A 23,035-nucleotide genomic window follows, 5' to 3' on the forward strand; every position below is an offset into this window, starting at 1 on the left:
TTCCATCCCTAAATGTGTCAAAGGGACAGTCCCTATGTCACATCTTCAATGGGCCGGCGACTCGGTCCAAATCACGGTAACCCTGCGCACGTCCGGCAAAGTGGCGCCGCAAAAATCGAAAGGAATGTGTCAGATGTACGAGATCGACCTTAACCTCCCTAAGCAGATCGTCGCTGACGTCCTGTCCAACCACGAGATCCACAGCGTCGCCTTCGTCGGCTGCGGCGCTTCCATGTCCGACCTTTACCCCGCCAAGTACTTCCTGGCCAACAACACGGACAAGCTGAACGTTCAGATCTTCACCGCAAACGAGTTCAACTACGACACGCCCTCCTGGGTCAACGAGCACACCTTCGTGATCACCTGCTCCCTCGGTGGCTCCACGCCCGAGACCGTCGAGGCCAACAAGACCGCTAAGAAGCACAACTGCCCGGTCGTCTCCCTCACCAACAAGGCCGGCTCCGCTCTGACTGTCGACGCCGACCACGTCATCATCCACGGCTTCCACGCCAACTACGCTGCCAAGTGCGAGAAGCCCGGCTATGCCATCGCTCTTGCTCTCGAGATCCTTCAGCAGACCGAGGGCTATGACCACTACGAGGACATGATTACCGGCCTCACCAACGTCTTCGACCTCTGCGAGAACGCCGCTCAGTCCTGCAAGAAGCTCGCCAAGAAGTTCGCCGAGGACTTCAAGGACGACAAGATGATCTACTTCATGGCTTCCGGTGCCTCCGAGAAGATGGCTTATTCTCACGCCGCCTTCCTGTTCACCGAGATGCAGTGGATCGATGCCGCCGCCTACAACACCGGTGAGTACTTCCACGGCCCGTTCGAGGTTTCCACCGAGGGTAAGCCCTACGTCTTCTTCATGTCCGATGGCGCTACCCGTCCGATGGACGCCCGCGCCCTCACCTTCCTTAAGCGCATGGGCGCCAAGGTCGCTCTGATCGACTCCAAGGACTACGGCCTGGCTGACGCCGTGCCGGCGAGCGTCGTCACCTACTTCAACCCGCTGCTGCACCTCGCCGTTATGCGTGAGTACGGCAACCAGATCGCCGAGGCCCGTCAGCACCCGCTGACCATGCGTCGCTACATGTGGAAGCTTTCCTACTAATCACAAGTAAGTAGACCTTACGGGTTGATTGAGAGGGGATGGGGTTTTCGCCCCGTCCCCTTTTTTGCTTTGGGGGGCGTGTTTGTCGCGCCGCAAACCCCAGATAAAACCTACCAAAATAAACCTGTCCCTTTTTGGCAGGTGGAAGGAGGAGCGTATGATCAAGGCAGTGCTGTTTGACATGGACGGCGTGCTGGTCGATACCGAGTGGTTCTACAACCGTCGCCGCGTGGCGTTTATGGAAGAGAAGGGGTTCCACTTTGACGAGATCCCCGACCTTTCGGGGTCTAACGAGCCGGCCATTTGGAAGGCGCTGGTGCCCGACGATGTTGAGCTGCGTGAGCGCCTGCGCGTGGAGTACAAGCAGGTCTACAGCCCGCACCACCCCGTTCCGTATGCCGAGCTTCTCAACGAGCAGACGGAGCCGGTGATGCGTGAGCTGCATGAGCGCGGTGTGAAGTGTGCCATCGCGAGCTCGTCCTATCGCGAGCTGATCGACGAGCTGGTGGAGATTGCCGGCATCGCCGACGTGCTGGACTACACCATCAGCGGTCACGAGTGCAGTGCGTTTAAGCCCGACCCCGAGATCTACCAGCGTGCCATGGAGGCGCTGGGGGTGGAGCCTTCCGAGTGCCTGGTTATCGAGGATTCGCCTCTGGGCATCGAGGCTGGCAAGCGCTCTGGCGCCCGCGTCCTGGCGCTGCGTCCGCACGAGGGCGTCAACCTGGACCAGTCTGCCGCCGACGTTGTCATTGACAATCTGTGTGACATCCTACCTGCCATTTAGGGACAGGTTTATTTTGGCAGGTTTTATCTGGGCAAATGCCGAATTCGCCGTGAAGGGATCGCTCTCTTCACGGCGTTTTTCTTTTGAGCGGCCTCACGGTCCTTCTGATGGTTGTCGAGAGAGGGTGAATTGAGGCGCCCCCGCACGCTCCATGCTACAATCGCGGGCATGCCCCACAACTATATCTGCCTTCGAAAGGAGCCTGCGTGGCGGATGCCATCGATCAGCTCACGGACCGCGTGCTCGTACTCGGCCGCCTCACCATCGTCCGCCGTGCCATTACTGCCGTGGCAGTCACGGTCTCTGCCGTTCTCCAGACATTTCTGATCCAGGCGTTCATTCGGCCCGCTGACCTGCTTCCGAGTGGTCTTACCGGCGTCGCGGTCCTTCTCGATCGCGTTACCTCGCTAGGCGGCGTTCACATCGACATCTCGCTCGGTATGCTCGCACTCAACATCCCCGTGGCGCTCCTATGCTGGAACGGCATTAGCAAGCGCTTTGTCATCTTCTCGATGATGCAGGTCGTGCTCTCGTCGCTGTTCCTCAACGTCTTTCACTTTGCGCCGTTTTTAGGCGACAAGATCATGCTCATCATTTTTGGCGGCGTGGTCTCGGGCCTGGGTGCTGCCATCGCGCTTAAGTCCGGCGCATCCACCGGCGGCACCGACTTTATCGCGCTGTGGGTTTCCAACCACACGGGCAAGACCATCTGGGGCGTCATCTTTGGCTTCAACTGCTTTATCCTGGCAATCTTTGGTTTTATGTTTGGCTGGGACAAGGCGGCGTATTCCATTGTGTTTCAGTTTATTTCGACCAAGACCATCGACAGTTTCTATCATCGCTACGATCGTGTGACGCTGCAGATCACGACGCGTAAGGCAGACGAGGTCATGACTGCCTACGTAAACCATTTTCAGCACGGCATTAGCTGCGCCGAGGTCGTCGGCGGATACAGCCGCGAGAAGATGTACCTGCTGCACACCGTTGTCTCGACCTACGAGAGCCAGGACATTATCAGGCTGGTATGCGAGGTTGATCCCGGCGCCGTGATCAACGTTTTCCACACGCTCAACTTTGTGGGCGGTTGGTGGGGCGGTCATGTCGACGAACCCATGCCCACGGCCGTTCCCGATCCCGACAAGCCCGCACGCATGGCCATCAGGCAGGTGCGCCTCAGCGAACAGGACAGCTTGCAGCAGGACGACGGCAAGTAAGGTATTTGGCATTTTGCCGGCTCTGCTCAATCCTGTCCCTTTTTGGTAGGGAGGGTGTATCGTTTTATCGTTATGAGGTAACATAAAACTAGACGTTATATACGTATTTGTTATTCCGATATTTCGATAAGAGTGATTAGATATGCCTGCACCCAAAAATGCGCCGCTGTACCAGCAGATTTACGACGAAATCAAGGATTCGATCGAGAAAGGTGTTTATGCACCCAAGGAGCGTATCCCGTCCGAGCTTGAGCTTGCCGAGCAGTACGAGGTGAGCCGTATTACGGTGCGCCGCGCCGTAGAGGAGCTGTGTTCCGATGGCTATCTGGTTAAACAGCAAGGCCGTGGCACGTTTGTCTCCACGCCGCACATCAACCGCCAGTTTCATGCCTCGATGCTGCAGACGTTTACCGCGCTGTGTGCCGACAATGGCATGAAGGCCGGCGCGCATGTAATCGATCGCCAGATCGTTCCGGCGCGCCAAAACGAGATGGAGTTCTTTGGCCTGCAGAAGGATGCGCTGCTGCTGCATATCAAGCGCGTGCGTACGGCCGACGGCGAGCCCATCTTTGAGGAGAACATCTTTGTGCCCTTTGACGCCTACCGTGAGCTGTTGACGGCCGATCTTGAGGACAAGTCGATTTTTGCCGAGGTCGAGCGTGTTGGTGGAACGCCGATTGCCTCGGTTGGCTACCGCACGGTCGAGGCCGTTCGCGCCAATGCCGAGCAGGCGGCCGAGCTGGGCATCGCTCCGCACGATCCGCTGCTCAACCTGCGTGCCGGCTTTACCGGTCCCAATGGCGAGCCGGTTTTGCTCGGCAAGCAGTACTACGTGGGTAGCCGCTACGTTATGGTCATGTAAGTTACGCGGTTTTACCAAACCGCGTAACGGCTCGATGCTACGCCTTTGGTTCCGCCGTTCTAACGAACGGCGGACCGGTCGACGCTGCAAACGCCCCTAAGCGGCAATCTGACGTTCAATCGTCGGTCGCGTACCGAAGTACGCTTCCCTCCTCTTTCACGTCACCTTGCTCGCTTAGGGGCGTTTTCGCTGACTTATGCTCAACCAGCGACGTTTCCGCGCTTGTCAAGAATGTCCCCAATGACTACCCGCAGAATGAGCGTGGATAATCTCCCGTTTTTTGCTTGGTGACGGGCTCAAAGTGGGAGATTATCCACGCTCGTTCCCATCGGATTACATTGCCCGTGGCCGGCAGCCGTGCGGCATCGGTCCGCGTGGCGGCGTATAATCGGCGGCAGATGACTTGGACGTTAGGAAACCATGACCGATAGCATGCAGCAGATGGCGCTCGATACGCTCGGCGCCTATTTTGGCTACACCTCGTTTCGCCCGGGGCAGGACCGCATGGTCGATGCGATCCTTGCCGGCCGCGATGCGCTGGGCGTTATGCCCACGGGCGCCGGCAAGTCCATTTGCTACCAGGTGCCCGCGCTCATGCTGCCCGGTATCACCTTTGTGGTGAGTCCGCTGCTGTCGCTTATGGAGGATCAGACTCGTGCATTGCTCGCGGCGGGTGCGCGACCCAGCTATCTCAACTCCAGTCTTACTCCGGCCCAGCAAAACACCGTGCTCAAGCGGGCGCGCGAGGGCCGCTACCAGCTTATGTACGTGGCGCCCGAGCGTCTGCTCGAGCCGCGCTTTTTAGCTTTTGCGCGGGAGGCCGCCGCCGCCGGCATTGGCGTGCCGCTCGTGGCCATTGACGAGGCCCACTGCGTAAGCCAGTGGGGCCAGGATTTCCGTCCCGCCTACCTGCAGATTCGCGAGTTCATCGATTCCCTGCCGAAGCGCCCCATCGTGGCGGCCTTTACCGCTACGGCGACCGAGCGCGTGCGCGCGGACATTCAGCAGATGCTCGGCCTGCAAAACCCCGCGACGGTGGTGACGGGCTTCGATCGCAAGAACCTCTACTTTGGCTGCGAGGAGATGGGCGACAAGGCCAAGGCCGCGTGGGTGCGCGACTATGTGATCGCACATTCGAGCGAAAGCGGCATCGTGTATTGCTCGACTCGCAAGACCGTCGATGCGCTGGCAAGCGAGCTTGCCGAGGCGCTGGGCTCCAGCGGCATTCGCGTTGGCCGCTACCATGCCGGCATGGGCAACGACGCCCGCCGGCAAAGCCAGCGCGCCTTTATCGACGACGATATCCAGGTAATGGTTGCCACCAACGCCTTTGGCATGGGTATCGACAAGCCCAACGTGCGTTACGTGATTCACAACAACGTGCCCGAGAGCATCGAGGCGTACTACCAGGAGGCGGGCCGCGCCGGCCGCGATGGCGACCCAGCCAGCTGCCATTTGCTGTGGAACGGCAATGATTTTCGTATGCGTCGCTTTTTGATCGATCGCGGCGATGCTGCCGACGAGGCGCTCGATGACGAGCAACGCGCGTGGGCGCTCCAGAATCGATACCGCCTGCTCAGCCAGATGGAGGGCTACTGCAATACCACCGGCTGCCTGCGCGAATACATGCTGCGCTACTTTGGCGACGAGGCTGCGGCCGAGCATACCGCCGCAGCCGGTGCTAGCGGTGCCGCCACGGACGACGCCGAGGGCTGCGGCAACTGCAGCAACTGCCTCACGCAGTTCGAGGTCGAGGACGTCACCGATATGGCCCGCGCCGCCGTGCGCTATGTGGCTACGCGTCCCATGCGTTTTGGCAAGTCGCTGATCGCCGACGTGCTCCACGGCGGCAACACCGAGCGCATTCGCCAGATGCATCTGGACGAGGACCGCGGCTACGGTGAGCTGTCGAGCGAATCGGTCGGGCGCATCAAGGACATCATCGGGCAGCTGTGCGGCCGCGGTTATTTGGCAACCTCACAGGGACAGTACCCGGTCGTGGGGCTGGGCCCGCGTGCCGGCGAGGTCGAGGACGAGGCGTTTGCCTTTACCGTTAAGCGTCGTGCATCCAAGCGCAAGGCCTCGGCCCGCGCCCGCCGTGCGGTGGATCTGCTGCGCGAGGAGGCCGAGCTGGATCAGCGCCCGCGCGTGGGCGACGATGCCGATCTGTTCGAGCGCTTGCGGGCACTCCGCAAGGAGATTTCGACCGAGCTGGAGATGGCGCCGTACATGGTCTTCTCCGATAAGGCCCTGCGCGGTCTGTGCCGCCTGCGCCCTCAGACGCGCGACGAGCTTATCCGGGTCAACGGCATTGGTGAGAAAAAAGCCGACGCCTTTGGCGAGCAGTTTATGGCGGCGATTGAAGAGTTTGAATCCGAGCATGCACGGGATGGAGCGTAACGATGGCAGCCGATAGCAAGACCGACCGTACTGACGTGTCCGCCGTGCCGCTGTACCAGCAGGTTATGGACGACCTAAAGGGCGAGATCGCGCGCGGCGTGTACGCTGCCGGCTCGCGCATTCCTTCCGAGATGGAGCTCGCGAAGTCCTACGGCGTGGGGCGCATTACCGTGCGTCGCGCCATTGAGGAGTTGTCGCGCGCGGGATATCTCAACCGTCAGCAGGGGAGGGGCACGTTTGTGTGTGCGCCCAAGCTCAAGCGCAAGATTGTCCAGAAAGGCGACGTCCAGAGTTTTACCGAGGCCTGCGCTGCCAACGACATGGCGGCCGGAGCGCGCCTGGTGTCGCGCACGGTGGTTGCGGCGACGCGCGAGGACGCGGCGTTTTTTGGCGTGGAACCCGGCTGCGAGCTCATCGTGGTCGAGCGCGTGCGCACGGCCGATGGCGTGCCCGTCATGCTCGAGAACAACGCCTTTGTGCTGGCCGACCATCCCTATCTGCAGCAGCTTGCCGACGAGGACCTCACCGACAATTCGATTTTTGCGCTCGTTGCCGTGCATTCGGGCCGCGCACCGCTCAAGTCCGATCCCTGTACCGTGGAGATCGCGCTCGCCGATGCTCAGACGGCCCCGCTGTTGGAGGTGCCGGTCGGCGAGCCGCTCTTTTATATGGAGGCGTACTTTACCGATGCGGACGAGCGGCCCTTGCTGCTCGGGCGCCAAAAGATCGTGGGCTCGCGCTACGTGTTCGACATCTAACGTCCATAGATAGAACAATACAGAACAAGTTTGGTGAAATGAATTCACCTGCGACAGCTTGCGTGCTATAAATAGGACAACATAGAACGACCGCAGGTACGAGCTTTCGTCGCTCAAAGCCGCCACACAGGGAGGAATGTCACCGTGAACGCACACGATCTGGTTCAGGGAATTATCGAGCGCAAGGGTAAGATCGAGAATGTCTTTTGGATCGCCTGCGGCGGTTCGATGATTGACCTTATGCCGGCCAATGAGCTGCTCAAGCGCGAGGCAACCACGTTTACCTCGACGGTCTACACGGCGCGCGAGTTTTGCCTTATGGCCCCCAAGAGTCTAGGGCCGAAGTCACTCGTCATCGCCTGTAGCCACAGCGGTAACACGCAAGAGGTCGTCGACGGCTGCGAGATGGCGCTGGCCGCCGGTGCCGAGGTCGTGACTATGACTGACTACGCGGGCTCCAAGATCGATAACGGCAAGTGGACCACCTGGGTTTACCCGTGGGGCAAGGGCGAGTCGCAGGCCGAAGTTCCGCAGGGCATCGGCGCTCTGATCGCCGCCGAGCTGCTCGACCAGCAGGAGGGCTACGAGGCGCTCGCCGACATGTACGCCGGCCTTAAGCAGATGGACGCACTGCTGCCCGCTGCCCGCGAGAAAGTCAACGCCGAGCTGGGCGATCGCTTTGCCGAGCTCTGCCAGCAGCACAAGTTCTTCTATATCCTGGGCTCCGGCCCCAACTTTAGCCAGACCTACGCCATGGCCATCTGCTCGCTCATGGAGATGCAGTGGCAGCACTGCTGCTACATCCACTCCGGCGAGTATTTCCACGGTCCCTTCGAGGCTACCGAGCCCGGCGTGTTCTACTTTGTGCAGCTTGGCGCTGGCGAGTGTCGCCCCATGGAGGAGCGCGCACTGGCATTCCTCAACACGCACACCGATACAGTCATGGTGCTCGATGCGCTTGAGTACGGCGTGGGCGAGGTGCCTGCCAGCGTGCGTTCGTACCTGGAGCCGATCTTCTTCTATGCGATGAGCTGTGAGCTGCGCGCCGCCCGCGGCAAGGTATTTGACCACAGCCCCGAGGTTCGCCGCTACATGGGCGTCGAGCGGTACTAGGTAACGGGGAACGCGATTTTCATGACGGGGCCTTCGCCAAGCGCGGGCCCCGTTTGCGTTACGGCGCCCCTTTCTGTTTGTCGAAAACGAAGTCAAATACTTTTCCCGAGAAGTGAACGACCTATTTTGGACCCCCGAAGCATCGACATTTTTTGACGCCAAAACAGCAGGAAAATCTTAATGAAACTGCAGGAAATGGTCTCCACAAAGTGCCGATGCTTCGGGGGCTCGTTTTTGCTCGTTCACTTTTCGGGAAAAGTATTAGACCTAAATCTGCAAGCGTGTCGCGTGAGTCAAAAAGCGGGCCGCGCCGGTGGGTTTCCGGCGCGGCCCGCTTTACATTGTGTCCGTATGAGTGAGTTGTCGCATCAACCGGCGGACTACTTGGCGTCGTAGGCCTCGGCGTCCCACCAGTCGAGTTGGGCGATGTTGTCGCGGATGTGCTGACAGCTCTTGTGGAAGCCCTCGAGCTCGTGCTCGGAAAGGTCGAGCGTGTAGACCTCCTCGACGCCCTCGGCGCCGATCACGCACGGCAGGGAGGTAAAGATGCCCTCCTCGCCATACTGGCCGGTCATAAGCGTAGAGGCCGAAAGCACGGCGTGCTCGTTGTGCAGCACGGCGGCGCAGACGCGCGCTGCGGAGTTGGCAACGGCGTACTCGGTGCACTGCTTGCCGGCGTAGGTCACATAACCGCCCTTGCGTGCGAGCTCCTCGACCTCCATGTGGTCGAAGGCGTACTTGTCGGGGTTCTCGGCCTGAAGCTCGTTGAGGCTCTTGCCGGCGATGGTTGCGGCCTTAAAGGCGGCCAGCTGGCTAAAGCCATGCTCACCGATCATGTAGGCATCGATGGACTTGGGGCTCACCCCGACCTTCTTGGAGATCTCGGTGCGCAGGCGGGCAGAGTCCAGGCCACAGCCCGAGCCGATGATCTTCTTGGGATCGTAGCCGGTCAGGTGCCACAGCTCGGTGCACACGACGTCGCAGGGGTTGGAGATGCTCACGAAGATGCCGTCGAAGCCGGCATCGACGATGCGCTTGGCAAAGGTGCGGGCGGCGTCGGTGGTAAAGAACAGCTCGCCGTCGCGGTTGCCGGCGGCCAGTGCGACCTTGCCGGCGGCGTTGACGATGACGTCGCAGCAGGCCAGCTCCTCGTAGTGGTCGTAGCAGTTGACGATCTTGGTGTTGTACGGGACAAACGAAAGGGAGTCGCGCAGGTCTTGGACCTCGGACGTCACCTTGGCTTCGTTGATATCGCAGAGGTACAGCTCATCGGCAATGCCCTGCATGAGCAGGCTGTTGGCGACATGTGCTCCTACGTGGCCCTGGCCGACCACACCGATCTTACGCGTCTGGTACATATTCATATCCTTTCGGCCGAGTATTTCGCATCGAACCATTGTAGCGTCCTGCTGCCACTTTGCTAGGCTAAAGCGCCGTAGATTTTTGGGACATGCCTTAATCTCTACTTTTGGAGTGATTTGGGCCGCTGACGGTGTCTCGGGGCGATGCACTCGCGCGGATGGGGCCGCTCGTTGTACCATAGCTGCAACTGACTCGTAAGGAGCATCCATGCCCATTCGCATCCCCGACGCCCTCCCTGCCGCCGCGCAGCTCGAGAGCGAGAACATCTTTGTCATGACCGAGTACCGCGCGCTGCACCAGGACATCCGTCCGCTGCGCGTGCTCATCCTCAACCTCATGCCAACCAAGATCGCCACCGAGACGCAGATCATGCGCAAGCTCTCCAACACGCCGCTGCAGGTAGAGGTGGACCTGCTACGCACCAAGACGCACGAGGCCACGCACGTGAGTGCCGGCCACCTGGAGACGTTCTACCGTACGTTCGACGACATCCGCGATATCCACTACGACGGCCTGATCATCACGGGCGCGCCGGTGGAGCAGATGCCGTTCGAGGAGGTCGACTACTGGCCCGAGCTCTGCCAGATCATGGATTGGTCCACCACGCACGTGCACTCTACGCTGCATATTTGCTGGGGTGCACAGGCAGGGCTCTACCATCATTACGGTATCCAGAAGTGCGACCTGCCGGCCAAGGCGAGCGGCGTGTTTGAGCATTATCTGGTGAAGCCGCAAAGCCCGCTGGTCCGCGGCTTTGACGACCGCTTCTATGCCGTGCACTCACGCAATACCGATGTGCGCCGCGAGGACGTGGAGGCCGAGCCGCAGCTTGAGGTCGTGGCCGTATCAGACGAGGTGGGCCTGTACATCGTCAAGTCGACCGACAGCCGCCGCTTCTTTGTCTTTGGCCATCCCGAGTACGATACCGACACGCTGCGCCTGGAGTACGAGCGCGACGTGAAGCGCGGGCTCAACCCCCAGGTGCCGGCGCATTACTTCCCAGGTGACGACCCCACCGCCGAGCCGCGCAACGTCTGGCGCAGCCAGGCCCAGCTGTTCTACACCAACTGGCTCAACTACTACGTCTACCAGACCACGCCCTACGACCTGGCCCGCGCCGGCGAGGAGCACTAGGCTACGGCCGCGGTTGCGGTTGTGGCTGCGGCGTGACGAGCGTGGATTCTTGGATGCCCATCTTGCGGGTGCGATACAACGGCGGTTAGGCGCTGATGATGTGGGGTAGCGGCAGGTCGTGGGTGTCGGTGAGAACGTGGTCGACACGCTGCTCGTCAAAGGCGATGCCGATGATTTGGCATGCGGGCGAGAGCGTGGGCAGGTAGCGGTCGTAGCAGCCGCCGCCGTAGCCCAGGCGCGCGCCGGTGTGGTCGAAGGCTACGAGCGGCACGACGATCATATCGAGCGCCTCGGCAGGCACGATAGGAAAACGGCTGCTGTCGACGTCCGTGGCTGCGAAGGCCCGCGTAGGGTGGGCGATAAACGGGGCCTCGGACGCATCGCCGGCAGCAACTGCCCGCATACACATGCGCTGGCCACAAGCCACGGTGTCAGCTGCCGAGAACATGCACGGATAGGCCACGCGCCAGCCGTGTTTTGCGGCCGCTGCGGCAAACGCGGCAGGATCTGCCTCGGAGCCCATGGCGGCATAGACGGCAACGGTGCGCGGGGCCGCGGGACCCGAGCCGCCCAGCAACTCAACGAGCCGCGCGCATACAGCAGCAGACTTCGCCGCCCGCATATCCAAATCTAGAGCATCGCGCCGGGCAATTACCGCCCGCCGCAACTCGGCCTTATCCATCCCGGCCCCTCTCTCAAACCTACCAAAAAGGGACAGGTTTATTTTGGTAGGTTTTATCTGGTCAAATGACGAAACCACCACGCAAACCATCGCAAGGGGAGCAGCTCATGGACACCTTCGTGGGTTTTGGCGAAGAGTGGGTGTTCGCGGCGGTGTGTCTCGATCTGTAACAGTAACTCGGCAAAATCGGGCCTAGATGTTACAGATTTAGACAAAGGGCCGGCGTCATCCGAAAACGTCTCGATTTGTAACATCTGGAGCCAATATTGCCGCCTAGATGTTACAGATTTAGACAACCTGGTGTGACGGGCTGAGCTGCCCCGCCCAAGCAGCGGCAAAAGAAAAGGTAGATTTTCAGGCATGTCCCAAAAATCTACCTTTGCTGTGCGTTAGCCCAGCAGGTCGATGACGTTGAAGCCGGCGTTGCTCTTGGCGATGACGTCTCGGCCGCCAAAGACGCAGGTGGGCGAGATGGCTGCGATGCGCGTCACGTCGGCGCCGAGCGAGCGCAGCTCACCGGGCGTGGCGGCGAGCATCTGGGCGCGGCGCTCCTCGCGTGCATGCGGATCGAGTCCGGCCAGGTAGGTCGTGTTGCGGCGTTTGGTGAGCGCGTACGGCTTCACCGGCGCATCCATGCCGCTCACGCAGCTCACGATAAAGCCCTCAAAGGCTGCCTCGTCGGGCTCAAAACCGCCGAGCCATTCGCCTGCGCGCGCCACGCGCTCAATCGAGGGGTCGATTGCCGGGTCGCGGTAGGTGTAGAACGCCGCCTGACGCTCGCCTGCCGCGCGGAATCCGCAGCCGTACGCCCCGCCTTTCACGCGGATCTCGTTCCACAGGTAGTCGTAGGAGAGCGCGTTGGCGGCAACCGCCCAGGCGCCCGTCACGTCAATGCCCAGGCGACGCGGGTCGCATGCGCTTGCCGCAAAGCAGATGTCGCTGGGGATGACGAAAGCCTCGTGGCGGTCACACGGCGTCGGCACCACGAGCGCGTCGCGGCCGGCAACAGCACCGTCGCCCACGCCCAACCCCAGGTCGCCCGCGGCGGCCCAGTACGCGTCAAAGTCCTCATCGCTGCCGGTAAAGCTCGCCAGACAGCCATCGGACACAAAGATGCGGCCTGCCAGCTCGGCAAGCTTGGCGCGCAGGTCGTCCAGGCGCTCGTCAAAGTGGTCGAGCAGATCGCGCAGGAACAGGTAGAAGTCCACGCCCGAAAGCTGCTCGCGCACCACGGCCGAAGGCGAGCTGTAGCTCATCGCGCGACCGAGCGCCGCCGAGTGACCGTTGTTAATGAAGCCCTGCTCAAGCCCAATGCGAATCTGCGTGAGCACGTCGCGCACGCGGTCGGCGTCGGCATCAAGCAACAGCGTGCTCGACCACACCTCGCGCGGCAGGCTCGCCAGCGCATCGATCTTTTCGGACAGGGCGCCGGCGCTCACCAGCAGGTAGGGGCGCACGCCGTCCACGTCGGGCTGCGTCATGACCTCGGTCGTAAAGCTCAAAAAGCCCAGCTTGCCGGCGATAAGGTTGTCGAGCTCCTCGGCCGAGTGTTCGCTCGTGGGCAGCTGTTTGAGCAGGCGGCAGAGTAGCGTCACATAGGGCAGGTCTTCAAACGCGACGCAGCTCAGGTCGAAATACTGCATGGCGTAGGCCAAACGGTTGGTGGGGATGCCGTGGCGCAGGCAGGGGATGGGCGCGGTCGTGTCCACGACCAGCGGCGGCTCGGGGCGCGCCTCGCCAATGTCGGACACGCGCAGGCGTGGCAGCGTGGCCTTGGCCTCGGGCGCGTCATCCGCCTCCTGCGCGGCGCGCAGCGCAGCCGTGCGCTCGACCACATCGGCCAGCTCGGCATCGGTCATGGCATCGCGCTTGGCTGCCAGCTCGGCGGCCTCGGCACTCTCCGCACCCTCGGCGGCATCCACCGGCACCAGCTCAACCAGCGCCATGTGGTCATTCTCCAGCACCAGCTCGCGCAGCAGGTCCTCAAAATAGCTGCCGTCCAGCTCGCCGCGCAGCTCCTCGTACACCGGGCCGTACTTGAGCGCCAGCGTCGCGGCGTCGTCATCGTAGAGCCAGGTGCTCAGCGCGTCGCACGCAATGGCCACGCCGTCGGCGATACCGTAGTCGCGCTGGCGCAGGTCGTATTCGTTGCTGCTGATGATGGCCTCTAGGCGCTCGCGCGGAACGCCGTGCTCGCACAGGTCGCGGCAGGCGTCCTGGAACACGCGGCGCAGCTCGCGCGCCACGCCGGGCTGCGCGTTTTGCAGCATGATGAGCTCGTAGGGCTGCAGGCTCTCGGCCGCGGTGTAGCTCACCACGTTGCCGCCCAGGCCGGCGGCAAGAATGGCCTTCTTAACCGGCGCCTCGTTGGAACCCAGCAGTGCCTCGAACAGGATGTCCGCCGCGATCGTGCGCTTGCGGTCGAGCGCGCTGCCCAGCACAAGACCCAGGCCCACCAGGGCGTTCTCGGGTGTGGTTGCCATCTCGACACGCTTGTACTCGCAGGTCACGGGCGCCTGCACGACCAGCGGATTGGGCGCCAGCGTGGACGGGTCCTCGCCGGCGGCGACGGCTGCGTCCATGCGGCGGCTCGCGGCACTCGGCTGCGACAGATAGCGCTCGTCCAAAAAGGCCAGTGCACGGTCCACATCCAGGTCGCCGTAGAGCGTGATGTAGGAGTTGGAAGGATTGTAGTGGCGCGCGTGCGTGTCCAGGAACTGCTCGTAGGTGAGCGCAGGAATCGCGCGCGGGTCGCCGCCGCTCTCGTGCGCATAGGCGGTGTCGGGATAAAGCGCGGCGTTGACGGCGTCGTCCAGCACGCTCATGGGGTCGGACAGCGCGCCCTTCATCTCATTGAAAACCACGCCGTTATAGCGTAGCGTTCCCTCGCGCAGGCTTGCGGAACTGCCGTTGCCCTCGCCCTCGGCGCCCTTCGGCAGGTCCAGCTCGTAGTGCCAGCCCTCCTGCTCAAAAATGGTGGGCTTGGTATAGATGGCCGGGTTGAACACCGCGTCCAGGTACACGTCCATCAGGTTGTACAGATCCTGCTCGTTGGTGGTGGCAACGGGGTAGATGGTCTTGTCGGGGTAGGTCATGGCGTTGAGGAACGTCTGCATGGAGCTCTTGATCAGGTCGACGAACGGCTCCTTGACGGGAAACTTGGCCGATCCGCACAGCACCGAGTGCTCGAGGATATGGAACACGCCGGTGGAATCAGCCGGCGGCGTCTTAAAGCCAATGGCAAAAGCCTTGTTTTCGTCGTCGCACGCCAGGTACAGCAGGCGAGCGCCCGAGGCGGTGTGGCGCAGCACGTAGGCGTCCGAGTCGAGCTCGGGCACGGTCTCGCAGCGCTCGACGGCAAAGCCGTGACAGGTGGTGCCGGGCACCAGCAGCGCGGCGGCAGCGGCGCGCGGGTCGGTTGAGGTGGTGGACATATGCAGTCTCCTTTGACGCCCCAGCGGGGGCGAATCGAGTCGAATCCTCGTGAGTATACCCATATGGGGCCGCGGCTCTGCGGCGAACTGGAGACGATGCCGGCGGATTGGACAAAGGCCCTGCGTGACCGCCGCGCGAGCGTGGATATTCGGACACACGAGCGCGGATTTTCGGACCGTCCAAAAATTCTCACTCACGTAGCGGCAACCAAGATAAGGCGGCCAGCGCCGGCTTGATGAATGGTGCCGAAAGACGTCCTATGCCTGAGCGTCCGCGTGTCCGTCCATCAGGAACAGCCTAAGAACCAGTTTGATGACATTTCCCGGTTTGACTTCAGCCGCGCCAAAGACGTGGCGCTCGGCGAGCTCGCTGCAGTATGCATAGATGTCGCGGATAAGGTCCGCGCCCGAAAGCGTAAACATGTAGCCTGCGTCCGAAAGCGCATTGGGCGCGGCGGGCAACTTGGCCATGTGGCAGAACGTTTGCAGGTCGGGCGCCATAACATTCTGGTAGTCGAGGTGGCCGCTGGCATCCTGTGCGGCAAGCTCCAATTGGCGCACAAAATCCAGCGCCGCTGCTAACACAAAGCTCGGCGTAGGCGCATTGACGTCCTGAGTGGTCGCCACAAGCCTGCCCGCCGCCTGCGTGACAAGCCAAGCGACCTCGCGCTGGCAGCGCACGGCCTTGCGCGTCACCGGCTTGATGGACGAAGAAGAAACGCTTCCCTTAGGCGGATTCGAAGCAGCCATAAGACCCTCCCATGAACAATCCGGCCCAATAAGCCCGGATGAAACACGTGCTACATCAGTATACAGGGGAGTGGGATAGCGGGGTATGAGCGCGCCAGCGGCAAACCGAGAGCATCAACGATGTGCCGATCGCGGAATGAGATCTCGTAATAATTGACTCTCGGCCATATTATTGAGGGGCATGACTCGCGTTCGTATGGTTGTAGGTGCTGGCGATGAACGACATTGACCTTGCTGTTCCGTTGATGGATGGACCAAGCTATGACCGTGCCTGCAGTCTCGTGCCTTCCGAATACGTTGAGGCATGGGAGTGGTTTCTGGGTGAGGAGCAGCGCGGGGGCGTTTGGACCAGCCTTCCGCACCGCACCAAGGAAGATAGCCCTCAGTATCAGTATCGTTTGAGAATTGGCTCGGACTTCTTTCCCGTAACGCGGGATTCAGGGATCTTCTGGCCGGGCCAGGACCGGGTGAAGCAAGATCCCAATAAGATCTTTGCGCTTTCGGTCCATAACTCTAAAAAGAGCTTCTACACCGATGTTCCTCCGCTCTATTTGGATGACGGTACGTGGGTCATTAAGTATTCGGTTCAAGCGCCAGGTGTCGTTGGTTCTCGAGACCAGAATTACAACCGTAAAATGCTCAACTGCATGGAATATGGCGTTCCAGTTGGAGTCATATTTGCAACCGAGGTGGGCTATAAGGTGCTCGGCCTTGCGTTTGTTGAACGGTTTGAGCCCGAAAACGGCTGGTTTGTTCTGCATGGTCCCGTTCATAAAGGCGGGCCTGATCCTCGTTTTGCGTCCGACATGAGCTATCTGAAGCACATGCCAGCCGACATTGAGTTTGCCGGACAGAGTGCGACCGATGACGAAAAAGTTCGCTATGCGTTGAGACGCGAGCGATTGGGGCAGCAATGGTTCCGCAAGCAGCTCATTGCCGCCTATGATGGTCGCTGCGCGGTGTCGGGTTGTGGGGTTAACGAGGCACTGGAGGCTGCACATATCGAGAATTACTCGGGACCCAAATCGCAGGTTGCCAGCAACGGTATTCTGCTTCGGCGCGACTTTCATGCTCTATTCGATGCTCATCTGATTTCGTTTGAGCCTGTTTGCGGCGAATATCGGCTGTGCGGATCGTACCTGCTGGATAAGACCGACTACGCTTCCTTTGCAGGTGCGACGCTAAGGCAGCCGAATGAGCGTCAGTGGCGACCCAATGCGGTGTTTCTTGAGGCCCATCGCATTGAGTTCGATCGCTCGGAAAAGAAGCGTGAAAAGGCGGGGCTTCTGCCGTATTAGCGTATTTGGCTTTGGCAGTCTTTGACGATCGTGTTGTTTGATCGGATCGCGTGGCGATGCAATCTCGTGCACGCCCGCCGGTGCATGCTCTTCCTGATTTGGATAGCGAGAGAGGAGCGCGTGTGAGCTGGCGAGGCGATATTGCGATGGGGAAGTACGGAAAACTGCCGTGTGCCCTTATCGACAACAATATGTTTCCGGGCGTAGAGGTTGATTGCGGGTCGTTTGCTGTCTCCTGTCCTTGTTGCGGCTCGCAAATATCGTGTCTCGATATTCGGTTCATCGATGCGCGCGACAGACTCAGCGACGAAGTGAGAAAACGGACGGGCGTTCATATGCCGGTGTATCCGGAGAAATGCCCTGTTTGCGGCCTCGATATCGTGTATGACGTTTGCGACGGGGGATAGGTGATGCGGAGGAGCTGGCTGTGAAGGCTTCTCCGTTTCTACAAATAAACCCCCTCACCGAGCTGCTTATGGAACTCGGCGTGATGGTCGCGTGCCCAGGTAAAGAGTGCCTGGTCAAAATTGGTACGCGTGGCCGGGACGCCAAAGACGCCGGCAACTTCGACGCGCACAAACTCCAGTGCCGGCAGCTTGTTGATGGCAGTGAGGGCAAACGGGGACGTGGGTTCTTCGAACAGATAGCGGCTGCCTTGCAGTGCGCCGCAACTGGTGCACGTGTTGCCGAGCGATGGGGCTTTGGAGGCTCGCGCGCCTACGGGCTTGTAGCCACAGCGCTTAGAAAGATAGTCGCGGATCTCGCCCGGGACGCAGCCAAGAGCGGGAACAATGGCGAGCGCGTTGGCATTGGTCGTGTCGATGGCAATGTGCCCGGCCTTGTTGGGTGCGTGCGCGATGGCGATGCCCTCGTCGTTATCGGTTCGATAGGGAATGCCGAAGGCCGCGACCGAGGTCTCTTTGTGACACTTCCAGCACTCGCGCTTGCCCAGTACTAGATATATATACGGCGCAGAGGGGTCGGATCGGTCAACACCGGGCAGCCACTCGGCAAAGGGTTCGGGGTTGACGCCGCTGGGTACATACCAGATCTTCTTGGTCCGGTCCCATTTGGCGCCCAGCGCCTTGGCTTCTTCTTTGCGCGAAAAGGGAACATCGAGCTCGGTGCGCATGGTGGCTCCTTGGTGCTGCAGGTGTAAGTGGCTCAAGGATACCGCAGGGTGTGGACGTTGTGGTGTTTTGCCGAGAAGCCGCGGTGCGGACTGGTTGGTTACGCCTTGGATAAACTGGCAAGTAGATGGTCGGCTTTTGGCCAGTTGGGCGGCAACCTTGCCAAAAACTTGACGGATTGCGGCTTGGGCATCGTCGAATGAACACTTTGGCGCACCTCGGCGAAAAAACCGCCGGTCGTTTACCGGAAACTTAACAGGACCGCTAGCCGCCGCCGGCGTGCGTGCTATCTTCGCGCCATGGGGTACTTTATCGTTCCACATAACGCCGCATTGGCGCTGTTGGCGCACATGTCGAACCCTCGCTTTGGGGATTCGGAGCCAGAGGTCGTGTCGATTGCAGGTGCCCGTGCGCTCTTGGACCAAGAAGCGCAGGAGGTTATCGATCGCTATGACCTGGGGATCGAAACGCTGGATTTGCTGGTGCCGTCGCGCGCCGGCCGTCGGCAGAGCAAGCATGTTAAGACGCATCTGTGCACCAACGAGCTCCCGGCGGGTTCGTTTATCTCGCTGGGCCACTGGATGGGCGACCTTGATGCGTATGTGTGCTCTCCCGAGCTGGCGTTTTTGCAGGCTGTGCACGATGGCGATGTGGCGGCGGCTGTCTATGCCGGCTATGCGATGACATCGGATTACCGGCTGGATAACCTTGCTCCCGGTGGGGTAACAGGCAGGGACGCGGGCATGCGCGATAGCAGGCTCACGACTAAGGAGCTCATCGCGGCGTATATCGAGAAGTCACCCAAGGTGAGGGGCATCGCGAAGGCAAAGGCGCTGCTTGCATATGTGATCGAGGGGTCGCGCTCTCCGAGGGAGTCGGGGCTCTGCATGTTTATGTCGCTGCCTGCGCGCTACGGCGGGTATGCATTGGGCAAGGCCGAACTTAACAAGAAGGTCTTCATTCGCGATGGATACAATGACGGACGTGATCACAAGCTTCGCGTGTTGGAGCGCACACCCGACATAACGCTTACGGCTAAAGTCGAGGTGGGCATGGATAAAGTAAAGGCCGGGCTGCTGCCAGAGGTGCTGACCGCGATGGTCGATTACGATAGCGATGCCATTCATGACGGACGCGAGAAGATTTACAAGGATGCCGAGCGCCGCAACGAGTTGGAGCTGTTGAGCGGCGTGGCACACTTCACCGTGACGACTGAGCAGGCAAATGACTACGACAAGCTCATCCGGCTGTGCGAACGCATCCGACGGAAGCTGCACCGGAACAAGCGACCCATTTTTAACAAGCCCATGAGCGAGGAGCAGCGATACTTTGCCCTCAAGCGCGTCGAAGCGAAGCGGTTTAAGCTTTGGCAGGCCGTAATCGAGGCGCGTCAACATTGGTAGGGGCGGTTGCTGGGCATGGGACCAAGGGCCTCATTGTCAGGTCTAATACTTTTCCCGAGAAGTGAACGAGTCAAAACGGACCCCCGAAACATCGACACTTTTGGTGGCTTATTTCCTGCGGTTTTATCATTGGAATCCTGCGGTTTTGGCTGTAAAAAGTGTGGATGCTTCGGGGGTCCAAATAAGGTCGTTCACTTCTTGGGAAAAATATTAGACCTGGTTATGGGAAGGCTGTCCGGATGTGGCCGCGAGGCTTGCGAAGGCCAGATCGGGGCGGTCGCCAAGGCTGTTTGGGTGATTTTGGGGCTGGTTGGGGCGGTCGCCGGGGTTGTCTGGGCGACTTTGGGTGTGGCAGGGGTAATTGCCGGCGATACCGAAGCAACTTGGGGTCTGCCGGGATGATTGCCGGTTATGTAGAGGCGGTATCAGCCTCGATTGGGATGGTTATTGGAGCTGCCGAAGCGGTTTTGGGTGCCACGGCGCCCTTTTGGCTTAGCACATAAAACAAAACAGCCCAGAGGCATAGCCTCTGGGCTGCGAACATTTGGTGGGCGTTAGAAGATTTGAACTTCTGACCTCTTCCGTGTCAGGGAAGCGCTCTCCCCCTGAGCTAAACGCCCGATCAAGGGTGCGCAAGTGCGCAAGGGATAATATAACGGAGCTTGAACTCGGTGGCAAGAATATTTTTTAAAATCGCTAACGTTGTGGAATCAAAGGGCTTTGTCGCGCCCATTTTAAAAGAGCTCGCTGCCGTGTTTGGCTGTCGCATAATGCAAAGCCGTTGCGATGCCGAACCATGGAAGAGACGTCTGCGGAATTGTCCTACCGATAAGCGGACAAGCCCCCAGCTGGTGCCTTCGCCGTGGTAAGGTAAGCCGAATTGTTTCCAGACTGTTTCGGGGGAGCGGGATGAGCAGAGAGCGTGTCGAGCAGGTCGAAGGCGCAGGGGCTTCGGTGCCGATGACCGATATATCGAACATTGATGTGCCCGAGGGCACCGATGAGCTCAGCCGCAGCACCCGCCGTGCATGGCGCGACCGCCTCAACGATGCCCAGACGCGCAAGATGGCCCTGGGTGTGCTTGCCGCGGCTGCCGGCGGAACGTTCTGGGGATTTTCTGGCACCTGCGCCAGCTACCTCTTCGATGTTTGCCATATCGAGACGTTTTGGCTCATGAGCATGCGCCAGGTTTGCGCCGGCCTGCTCTTTATGCTCGTCGTGCTCAACAAGGATCGCGACCGCTTGGTTAAACTGTGGACTACTCCCGCCGACCGCAAGCAGCTCATCCTGTTTACGATTTTTGGCTTGCTGTTCAACCAGATTTGCTATCTGTCTGCCGTGCGCCTAACCAACGCGGGCACGGCGACGGTGTTCCAGTGCCTGCAGCTGGTGGTCGTCATGGGGTATGCCTGCGTTGCCACGCATCGACTTCCGCGCACGCGCGAGACGCTTGGTGTTTTGCTCGCCTTGGGCGGAACGTTTCTTATCGCCACAGGCGGCGACCCCAGTACGCTGAGCATTTCGCCGATGGGCCTGCTCGCGGGCCTTTTGTGCGCCGTGGGCGGTGCCTGCATGGCAATTATTCCGGCCGGAATCCTCAAGGAATACGGCAGCTCGGTTGTCACGGGCTCAGCCATGCTTTCGGCAGGAATCGTGCTGAGCATTTTTACCCAGCCGTGGGCACACATGCCGGCGCTCGAGCCCTCGGGTGTCGGCGCGCTCGCGGTGTTCATCGTGATTGGGTCGTTTTTTGCCTATATGTTCTATATGCAGGGTGTCAAGGAGATCGGCTCGGTTCGTGCGAGCCTTATCGGAACCATGGAGCCGGTTTCGGCTACCATCACCAGCGCTCTCATGCTGGGGACGGTATTTTTGCCCACCGACCTGGCGGGTTTTGCCATGATTATCGCGATGGTGTTTTTGACGGTGTAGCCTCTGCGGTTGCTATAAAGGATAATAGGCTGGCGGCGCGTTGCTTTGGCGGCGCGCCTTTGTCTATAGAGAGGACCTCTTATGAAGTACTTTGGCACCGACGGATTTCGCGGCGAGGCCAACGTTGGGCTGACCGTGGAGCACGCGTACAAGATCGGCCGCTTTGTGGGCTGGTATTACGGCGCCAGGCGCGGGGCCAAGGCGCGCGTGATCGTGGGTAAGGACACGCGTCGCTCGAGCTATATGTTCGAGGCGGCGCTGGTGAGCGGTCTGGTTGCGAGCGGCGCAGACGCCTATATGCTGCATGTGATTCCTACGCCGGGCGTGGCGCACCAGACCGTGGAGGGCTGCTTCGATTGCGGCATCATGATCAGCGCGAGCCACAACCCGTTTTGCGATAACGGCATTAAGCTCGTCAACAGCGACGGCTTTAAGATGGACGAGGACGTGCTGGAGCTCATCGAGGACTATATCGATGGCAAGGGCGAGGTGCCGCTGGCCACGGGCAACCAGATTGGTGCCACGGTGGACTATATGCAGGGCCGCAACCGCTATATTGCCTCGCTCATCGCGAGCGCGAACTTTTCGCTGCAGGGCGTCAAGATTGGCATTGACTGCGCCAACGGCTCGGCGTCCTCGGTGGCCAAGCCGGTGTTCGACGCGCTGGGCGCCGACGTGCGCGTGATTAACGCCGCGCCCGATGGCTTTAACATCAATGTGGACTGTGGCTCCACGCATATGGAGCGCCTGCAGCGCCATGTGGTGGAGCAAGGCTTGGACGTGGGCTTTGCCTACGACGGCGATGCCGACCGCTGCCTGGCCGTGGACGAGCGCGGCCGCGTGGTCGACGGCGACCAGATTCTGTACGTGTGCGGCGTGTATCTTAACAAGCACGGGCGCCTCTCGGGCGGTACCGTGGTGCCGACGATCGCCAGCAACTTTGGCCTGATTAAGTCGCTGGAGCTTGCCGGCCTGAGTGCCGTGACCAGCGGCGTGGGCGACCGCCACGTGTATGCCAAGATGCGCGAGGGCGGCTACAGCCTGGGTGGCGAGCAGACGGGCCATACGATCTTTGGCGATATCGAGCGTACGGGCGACGGCATTATGACCTCGCTGCGTGTGATGGAAGTGATTCGTGCCGAACGCGAGACGCTTTCGCAGCTCGCGGTGCCGTGCAAGCTGCTGCCGCAGGCGCAGGTTGCCGTACGCGTGGCGGACAAGGATGCTGCGCTGGGCAACATGGGCGTGCAGGCCGCCATTGCCGAGGCCGAGGCGGCGCTGGCGGGCGAGGGCCGCGTGCTGGTGCGCAAGAGCGGAACCGAGTCGGTGATTCGCGTTTTGGCCGAGGCCCCCGACCAAGACGCCGCCGACGCCGCCATGAAGCGCATCGCCGCCGCGCTGGAGGCTCTGTAGTTACGCGGTTTTACCAAACCGCGTAACCGCTCGACGCTACAAACGGCCCCAAGCGGCAATCTGGCGTTCAATTTCAAGGGCGCGACCAGAAGGTCAGCGCCCTTTCATTAAAGGCTTTAGCCTGTGCGGGGCGCGCAGCGCGCCGCATCAGAAACCACCCGCTATGCGGGTGGGGCCAAACGGCTTTACAAAGCCGCCCCCTCGCCGGACACTTGCGATTGTTCAGGCCGCAAGGAATCCGAGTCG

Annotated in this window: 17 protein-coding genes and 1 tRNA gene; 12 read left to right on the forward strand and 6 right to left on the reverse strand. The window is 60.7% G+C overall.

Features of this window, described 5'->3' with window-relative positions; genetic code table 11:
* The first annotated feature begins 133 nt into the window (after positions 1-133).
* The 7 genes from ACTQZF_RS00850 (at position 134) to ACTQZF_RS00880 (ending at position 8,251) form a co-directional block, all read left to right on the forward strand.
* Positions 134-1,117: an SIS domain-containing protein gene (locus ACTQZF_RS00850; protein WP_427795265.1), complete on the forward strand. Its 984-nt coding sequence runs from the start codon at positions 134-136 to the stop codon at positions 1,115-1,117.
* A gap of 157 nt (positions 1,118-1,274) precedes the next feature.
* Positions 1,275-1,904, forward strand: coding sequence for an HAD family hydrolase (locus tag ACTQZF_RS00855; RefSeq protein WP_441015582.1), 630 nt, complete (start codon positions 1,275-1,277; stop codon positions 1,902-1,904).
* A gap of 206 nt (positions 1,905-2,110) precedes the next feature.
* Positions 2,111-3,118: a YitT family protein gene (locus ACTQZF_RS00860; RefSeq protein WP_441554276.1), complete on the forward strand. Its 1,008-nt coding sequence runs from the start codon at positions 2,111-2,113 to the stop codon at positions 3,116-3,118.
* 142 nt (positions 3,119-3,260) lie between these two features.
* Positions 3,261-3,980, forward strand: coding sequence for a GntR family transcriptional regulator (locus tag ACTQZF_RS00865; protein WP_441056551.1), 720 nt, complete (start codon positions 3,261-3,263; stop codon positions 3,978-3,980).
* A gap of 420 nt (positions 3,981-4,400) precedes the next feature.
* A complete protein-coding gene (locus ACTQZF_RS00870; protein WP_441554277.1) occupies positions 4,401-6,380 on the forward strand; it encodes a RecQ family ATP-dependent DNA helicase in 1,980 nt (659 codons plus the stop codon).
* Between the two features lie 2 nt (positions 6,381-6,382).
* On the forward strand, positions 6,383-7,138 hold the full coding sequence (locus ACTQZF_RS00875; protein WP_441554278.1) for a GntR family transcriptional regulator: 756 nt from the start codon (positions 6,383-6,385) through the stop codon (positions 7,136-7,138).
* Between the two features lie 144 nt (positions 7,139-7,282).
* A complete protein-coding gene (locus tag ACTQZF_RS00880) occupies positions 7,283-8,251 on the forward strand; it encodes an SIS domain-containing protein (RefSeq protein ID WP_441554279.1) in 969 nt (322 codons plus the stop codon).
* Between the two features lie 380 nt (positions 8,252-8,631).
* On the opposite strand, the gene ACTQZF_RS00885 is transcribed toward ACTQZF_RS00880, so the two are convergent.
* Entirely contained in the window at positions 8,632-9,609 is a 978-nt protein-coding gene (locus ACTQZF_RS00885) for an L-lactate dehydrogenase (RefSeq protein WP_152067319.1), read from the reverse strand.
* 211 nt (positions 9,610-9,820) lie between these two features.
* Here ACTQZF_RS00885 and metA point away from each other — a divergent pair, with 211 nt between their 5' ends.
* Entirely contained in the window at positions 9,821-10,747 is a 927-nt protein-coding gene (gene metA / locus ACTQZF_RS00890) for a homoserine O-acetyltransferase MetA (RefSeq protein WP_427795205.1), read from the forward strand.
* 85 nt (positions 10,748-10,832) lie between these two features.
* On the opposite strand, the gene ACTQZF_RS00895 is transcribed toward metA, so the two are convergent.
* From ACTQZF_RS00895 to ACTQZF_RS00905, 3 genes are all read right to left on the reverse strand, one after another.
* Positions 10,833-11,429 (reverse strand): 5-formyltetrahydrofolate cyclo-ligase, encoded by a 597-nt coding sequence (locus tag ACTQZF_RS00895; RefSeq protein ID WP_441554280.1) that lies wholly within the window; start codon positions 11,427-11,429, stop codon positions 10,833-10,835.
* 389 nt (positions 11,430-11,818) lie between these two features.
* Complete coding sequence (locus tag ACTQZF_RS00900) at positions 11,819-14,863, reverse strand: insulinase family protein (protein ID WP_441554281.1); 3,045 nt, start codon at positions 14,861-14,863, stop codon at positions 11,819-11,821.
* A 258-nt stretch (positions 14,864-15,121) separates the two neighbouring features.
* Positions 15,122-15,613: a hypothetical protein gene (locus ACTQZF_RS00905; protein WP_441554282.1), complete on the reverse strand. Its 492-nt coding sequence runs from the start codon at positions 15,611-15,613 to the stop codon at positions 15,122-15,124.
* 215 nt (positions 15,614-15,828) lie between these two features.
* On the opposite strand from ACTQZF_RS00905, the gene ACTQZF_RS00910 reads away from it, so the two are divergent.
* Positions 15,829-16,911, forward strand: coding sequence for an HNH endonuclease (locus ACTQZF_RS00910; RefSeq protein ID WP_441554283.1), 1,083 nt, complete (start codon positions 15,829-15,831; stop codon positions 16,909-16,911).
* Positions 16,912-17,356: 445 nt separating this feature from the next.
* Here the strand turns inward: ACTQZF_RS00910 and ACTQZF_RS00915 are convergent, their stop codons facing one another.
* Positions 17,357-18,043, reverse strand: coding sequence for a DUF5710 domain-containing protein (locus ACTQZF_RS00915; protein ID WP_441554284.1), 687 nt, complete (start codon positions 18,041-18,043; stop codon positions 17,357-17,359).
* Between the two features lie 387 nt (positions 18,044-18,430).
* Between ACTQZF_RS00915 and ACTQZF_RS00920 the strand changes: the two genes are divergently transcribed.
* The gene (locus ACTQZF_RS00920) at positions 18,431-19,444 is read left to right on the forward strand and encodes a hypothetical protein (RefSeq protein ID WP_441554285.1); all 1,014 of its coding nucleotides are present in this window, start codon (positions 18,431-18,433) and stop codon (positions 19,442-19,444) included.
* Between the two features lie 545 nt (positions 19,445-19,989).
* On the opposite strand, the gene ACTQZF_RS00925 is transcribed toward ACTQZF_RS00920, so the two are convergent.
* Positions 19,990-20,064, reverse strand: a tRNA-Val gene (locus tag ACTQZF_RS00925).
* A gap of 289 nt (positions 20,065-20,353) precedes the next feature.
* On the opposite strand from ACTQZF_RS00925, the gene ACTQZF_RS00930 reads away from it, so the two are divergent.
* Positions 20,354-21,376, forward strand: coding sequence for a DMT family transporter (locus tag ACTQZF_RS00930; protein ID WP_441554286.1), 1,023 nt, complete (start codon positions 20,354-20,356; stop codon positions 21,374-21,376).
* 81 nt (positions 21,377-21,457) lie between these two features.
* Positions 21,458-22,789, forward strand: a complete 1,332-nt coding sequence (gene glmM / locus ACTQZF_RS00935; protein ID WP_441554287.1) for a phosphoglucosamine mutase — start codon at positions 21,458-21,460, stop codon at positions 22,787-22,789.
* Positions 22,790-23,035: the final 246 nt, after the last annotated feature.

The sequence above is a fragment of the Collinsella sp. LCP19S3_H3 genome, from assembly GCF_052119145.1.
Classification (GTDB): Bacteria; Actinomycetota; Coriobacteriia; order Coriobacteriales; family Coriobacteriaceae; genus Collinsella.

What these genes read in the sequence shown, in the direction of transcription:
- ACTQZF_RS00850 (WP_427795265.1), top strand. Translation starts at nt 134, where the DNA reads ATGTACGAGATCGACCTTAACCTCCCTAAGCAGATCGTCGCTGACGTC.
- ACTQZF_RS00855 (WP_441015582.1), top strand. Translation starts at nt 1,275, where the DNA reads ATGATCAAGGCAGTGCTGTTTGACATGGACGGCGTGCTGGTCGATACC.
- ACTQZF_RS00865 (WP_441056551.1), top strand. Translation starts at nt 3,261, where the DNA reads ATGCCTGCACCCAAAAATGCGCCGCTGTACCAGCAGATTTACGACGAA.
- ACTQZF_RS00870 (WP_441554277.1), top strand. Translation starts at nt 4,401, where the DNA reads ATGACCGATAGCATGCAGCAGATGGCGCTCGATACGCTCGGCGCCTAT.
- ACTQZF_RS00875 (WP_441554278.1), top strand. Translation starts at nt 6,383, where the DNA reads ATGGCAGCCGATAGCAAGACCGACCGTACTGACGTGTCCGCCGTGCCG.
- ACTQZF_RS00885 (WP_152067319.1), bottom strand. Translation starts at nt 9,609, where the DNA reads ATGTACCAGACGCGTAAGATCGGTGTGGTCGGCCAGGGCCACGTAGGA.
- metA (WP_427795205.1), top strand. Translation starts at nt 9,821, where the DNA reads ATGCCCATTCGCATCCCCGACGCCCTCCCTGCCGCCGCGCAGCTCGAG.
- ACTQZF_RS00895 (WP_441554280.1), bottom strand. Translation starts at nt 11,429, where the DNA reads ATGGATAAGGCCGAGTTGCGGCGGGCGGTAATTGCCCGGCGCGATGCT.
- ACTQZF_RS00900 (WP_441554281.1), bottom strand. Translation starts at nt 14,863, where the DNA reads ATGTCCACCACCTCAACCGACCCGCGCGCCGCTGCCGCCGCGCTGCTG.
- ACTQZF_RS00905 (WP_441554282.1), bottom strand. Translation starts at nt 15,613, where the DNA reads ATGGCTGCTTCGAATCCGCCTAAGGGAAGCGTTTCTTCTTCGTCCATC.
- ACTQZF_RS00910 (WP_441554283.1), top strand. Translation starts at nt 15,829, where the DNA reads ATGAACGACATTGACCTTGCTGTTCCGTTGATGGATGGACCAAGCTAT.
- ACTQZF_RS00915 (WP_441554284.1), bottom strand. Translation starts at nt 18,043, where the DNA reads ATGCGCACCGAGCTCGATGTTCCCTTTTCGCGCAAAGAAGAAGCCAAG.
- ACTQZF_RS00930 (WP_441554286.1), top strand. Translation starts at nt 20,354, where the DNA reads ATGAGCAGAGAGCGTGTCGAGCAGGTCGAAGGCGCAGGGGCTTCGGTG.
- glmM (WP_441554287.1), top strand. Translation starts at nt 21,458, where the DNA reads ATGAAGTACTTTGGCACCGACGGATTTCGCGGCGAGGCCAACGTTGGG.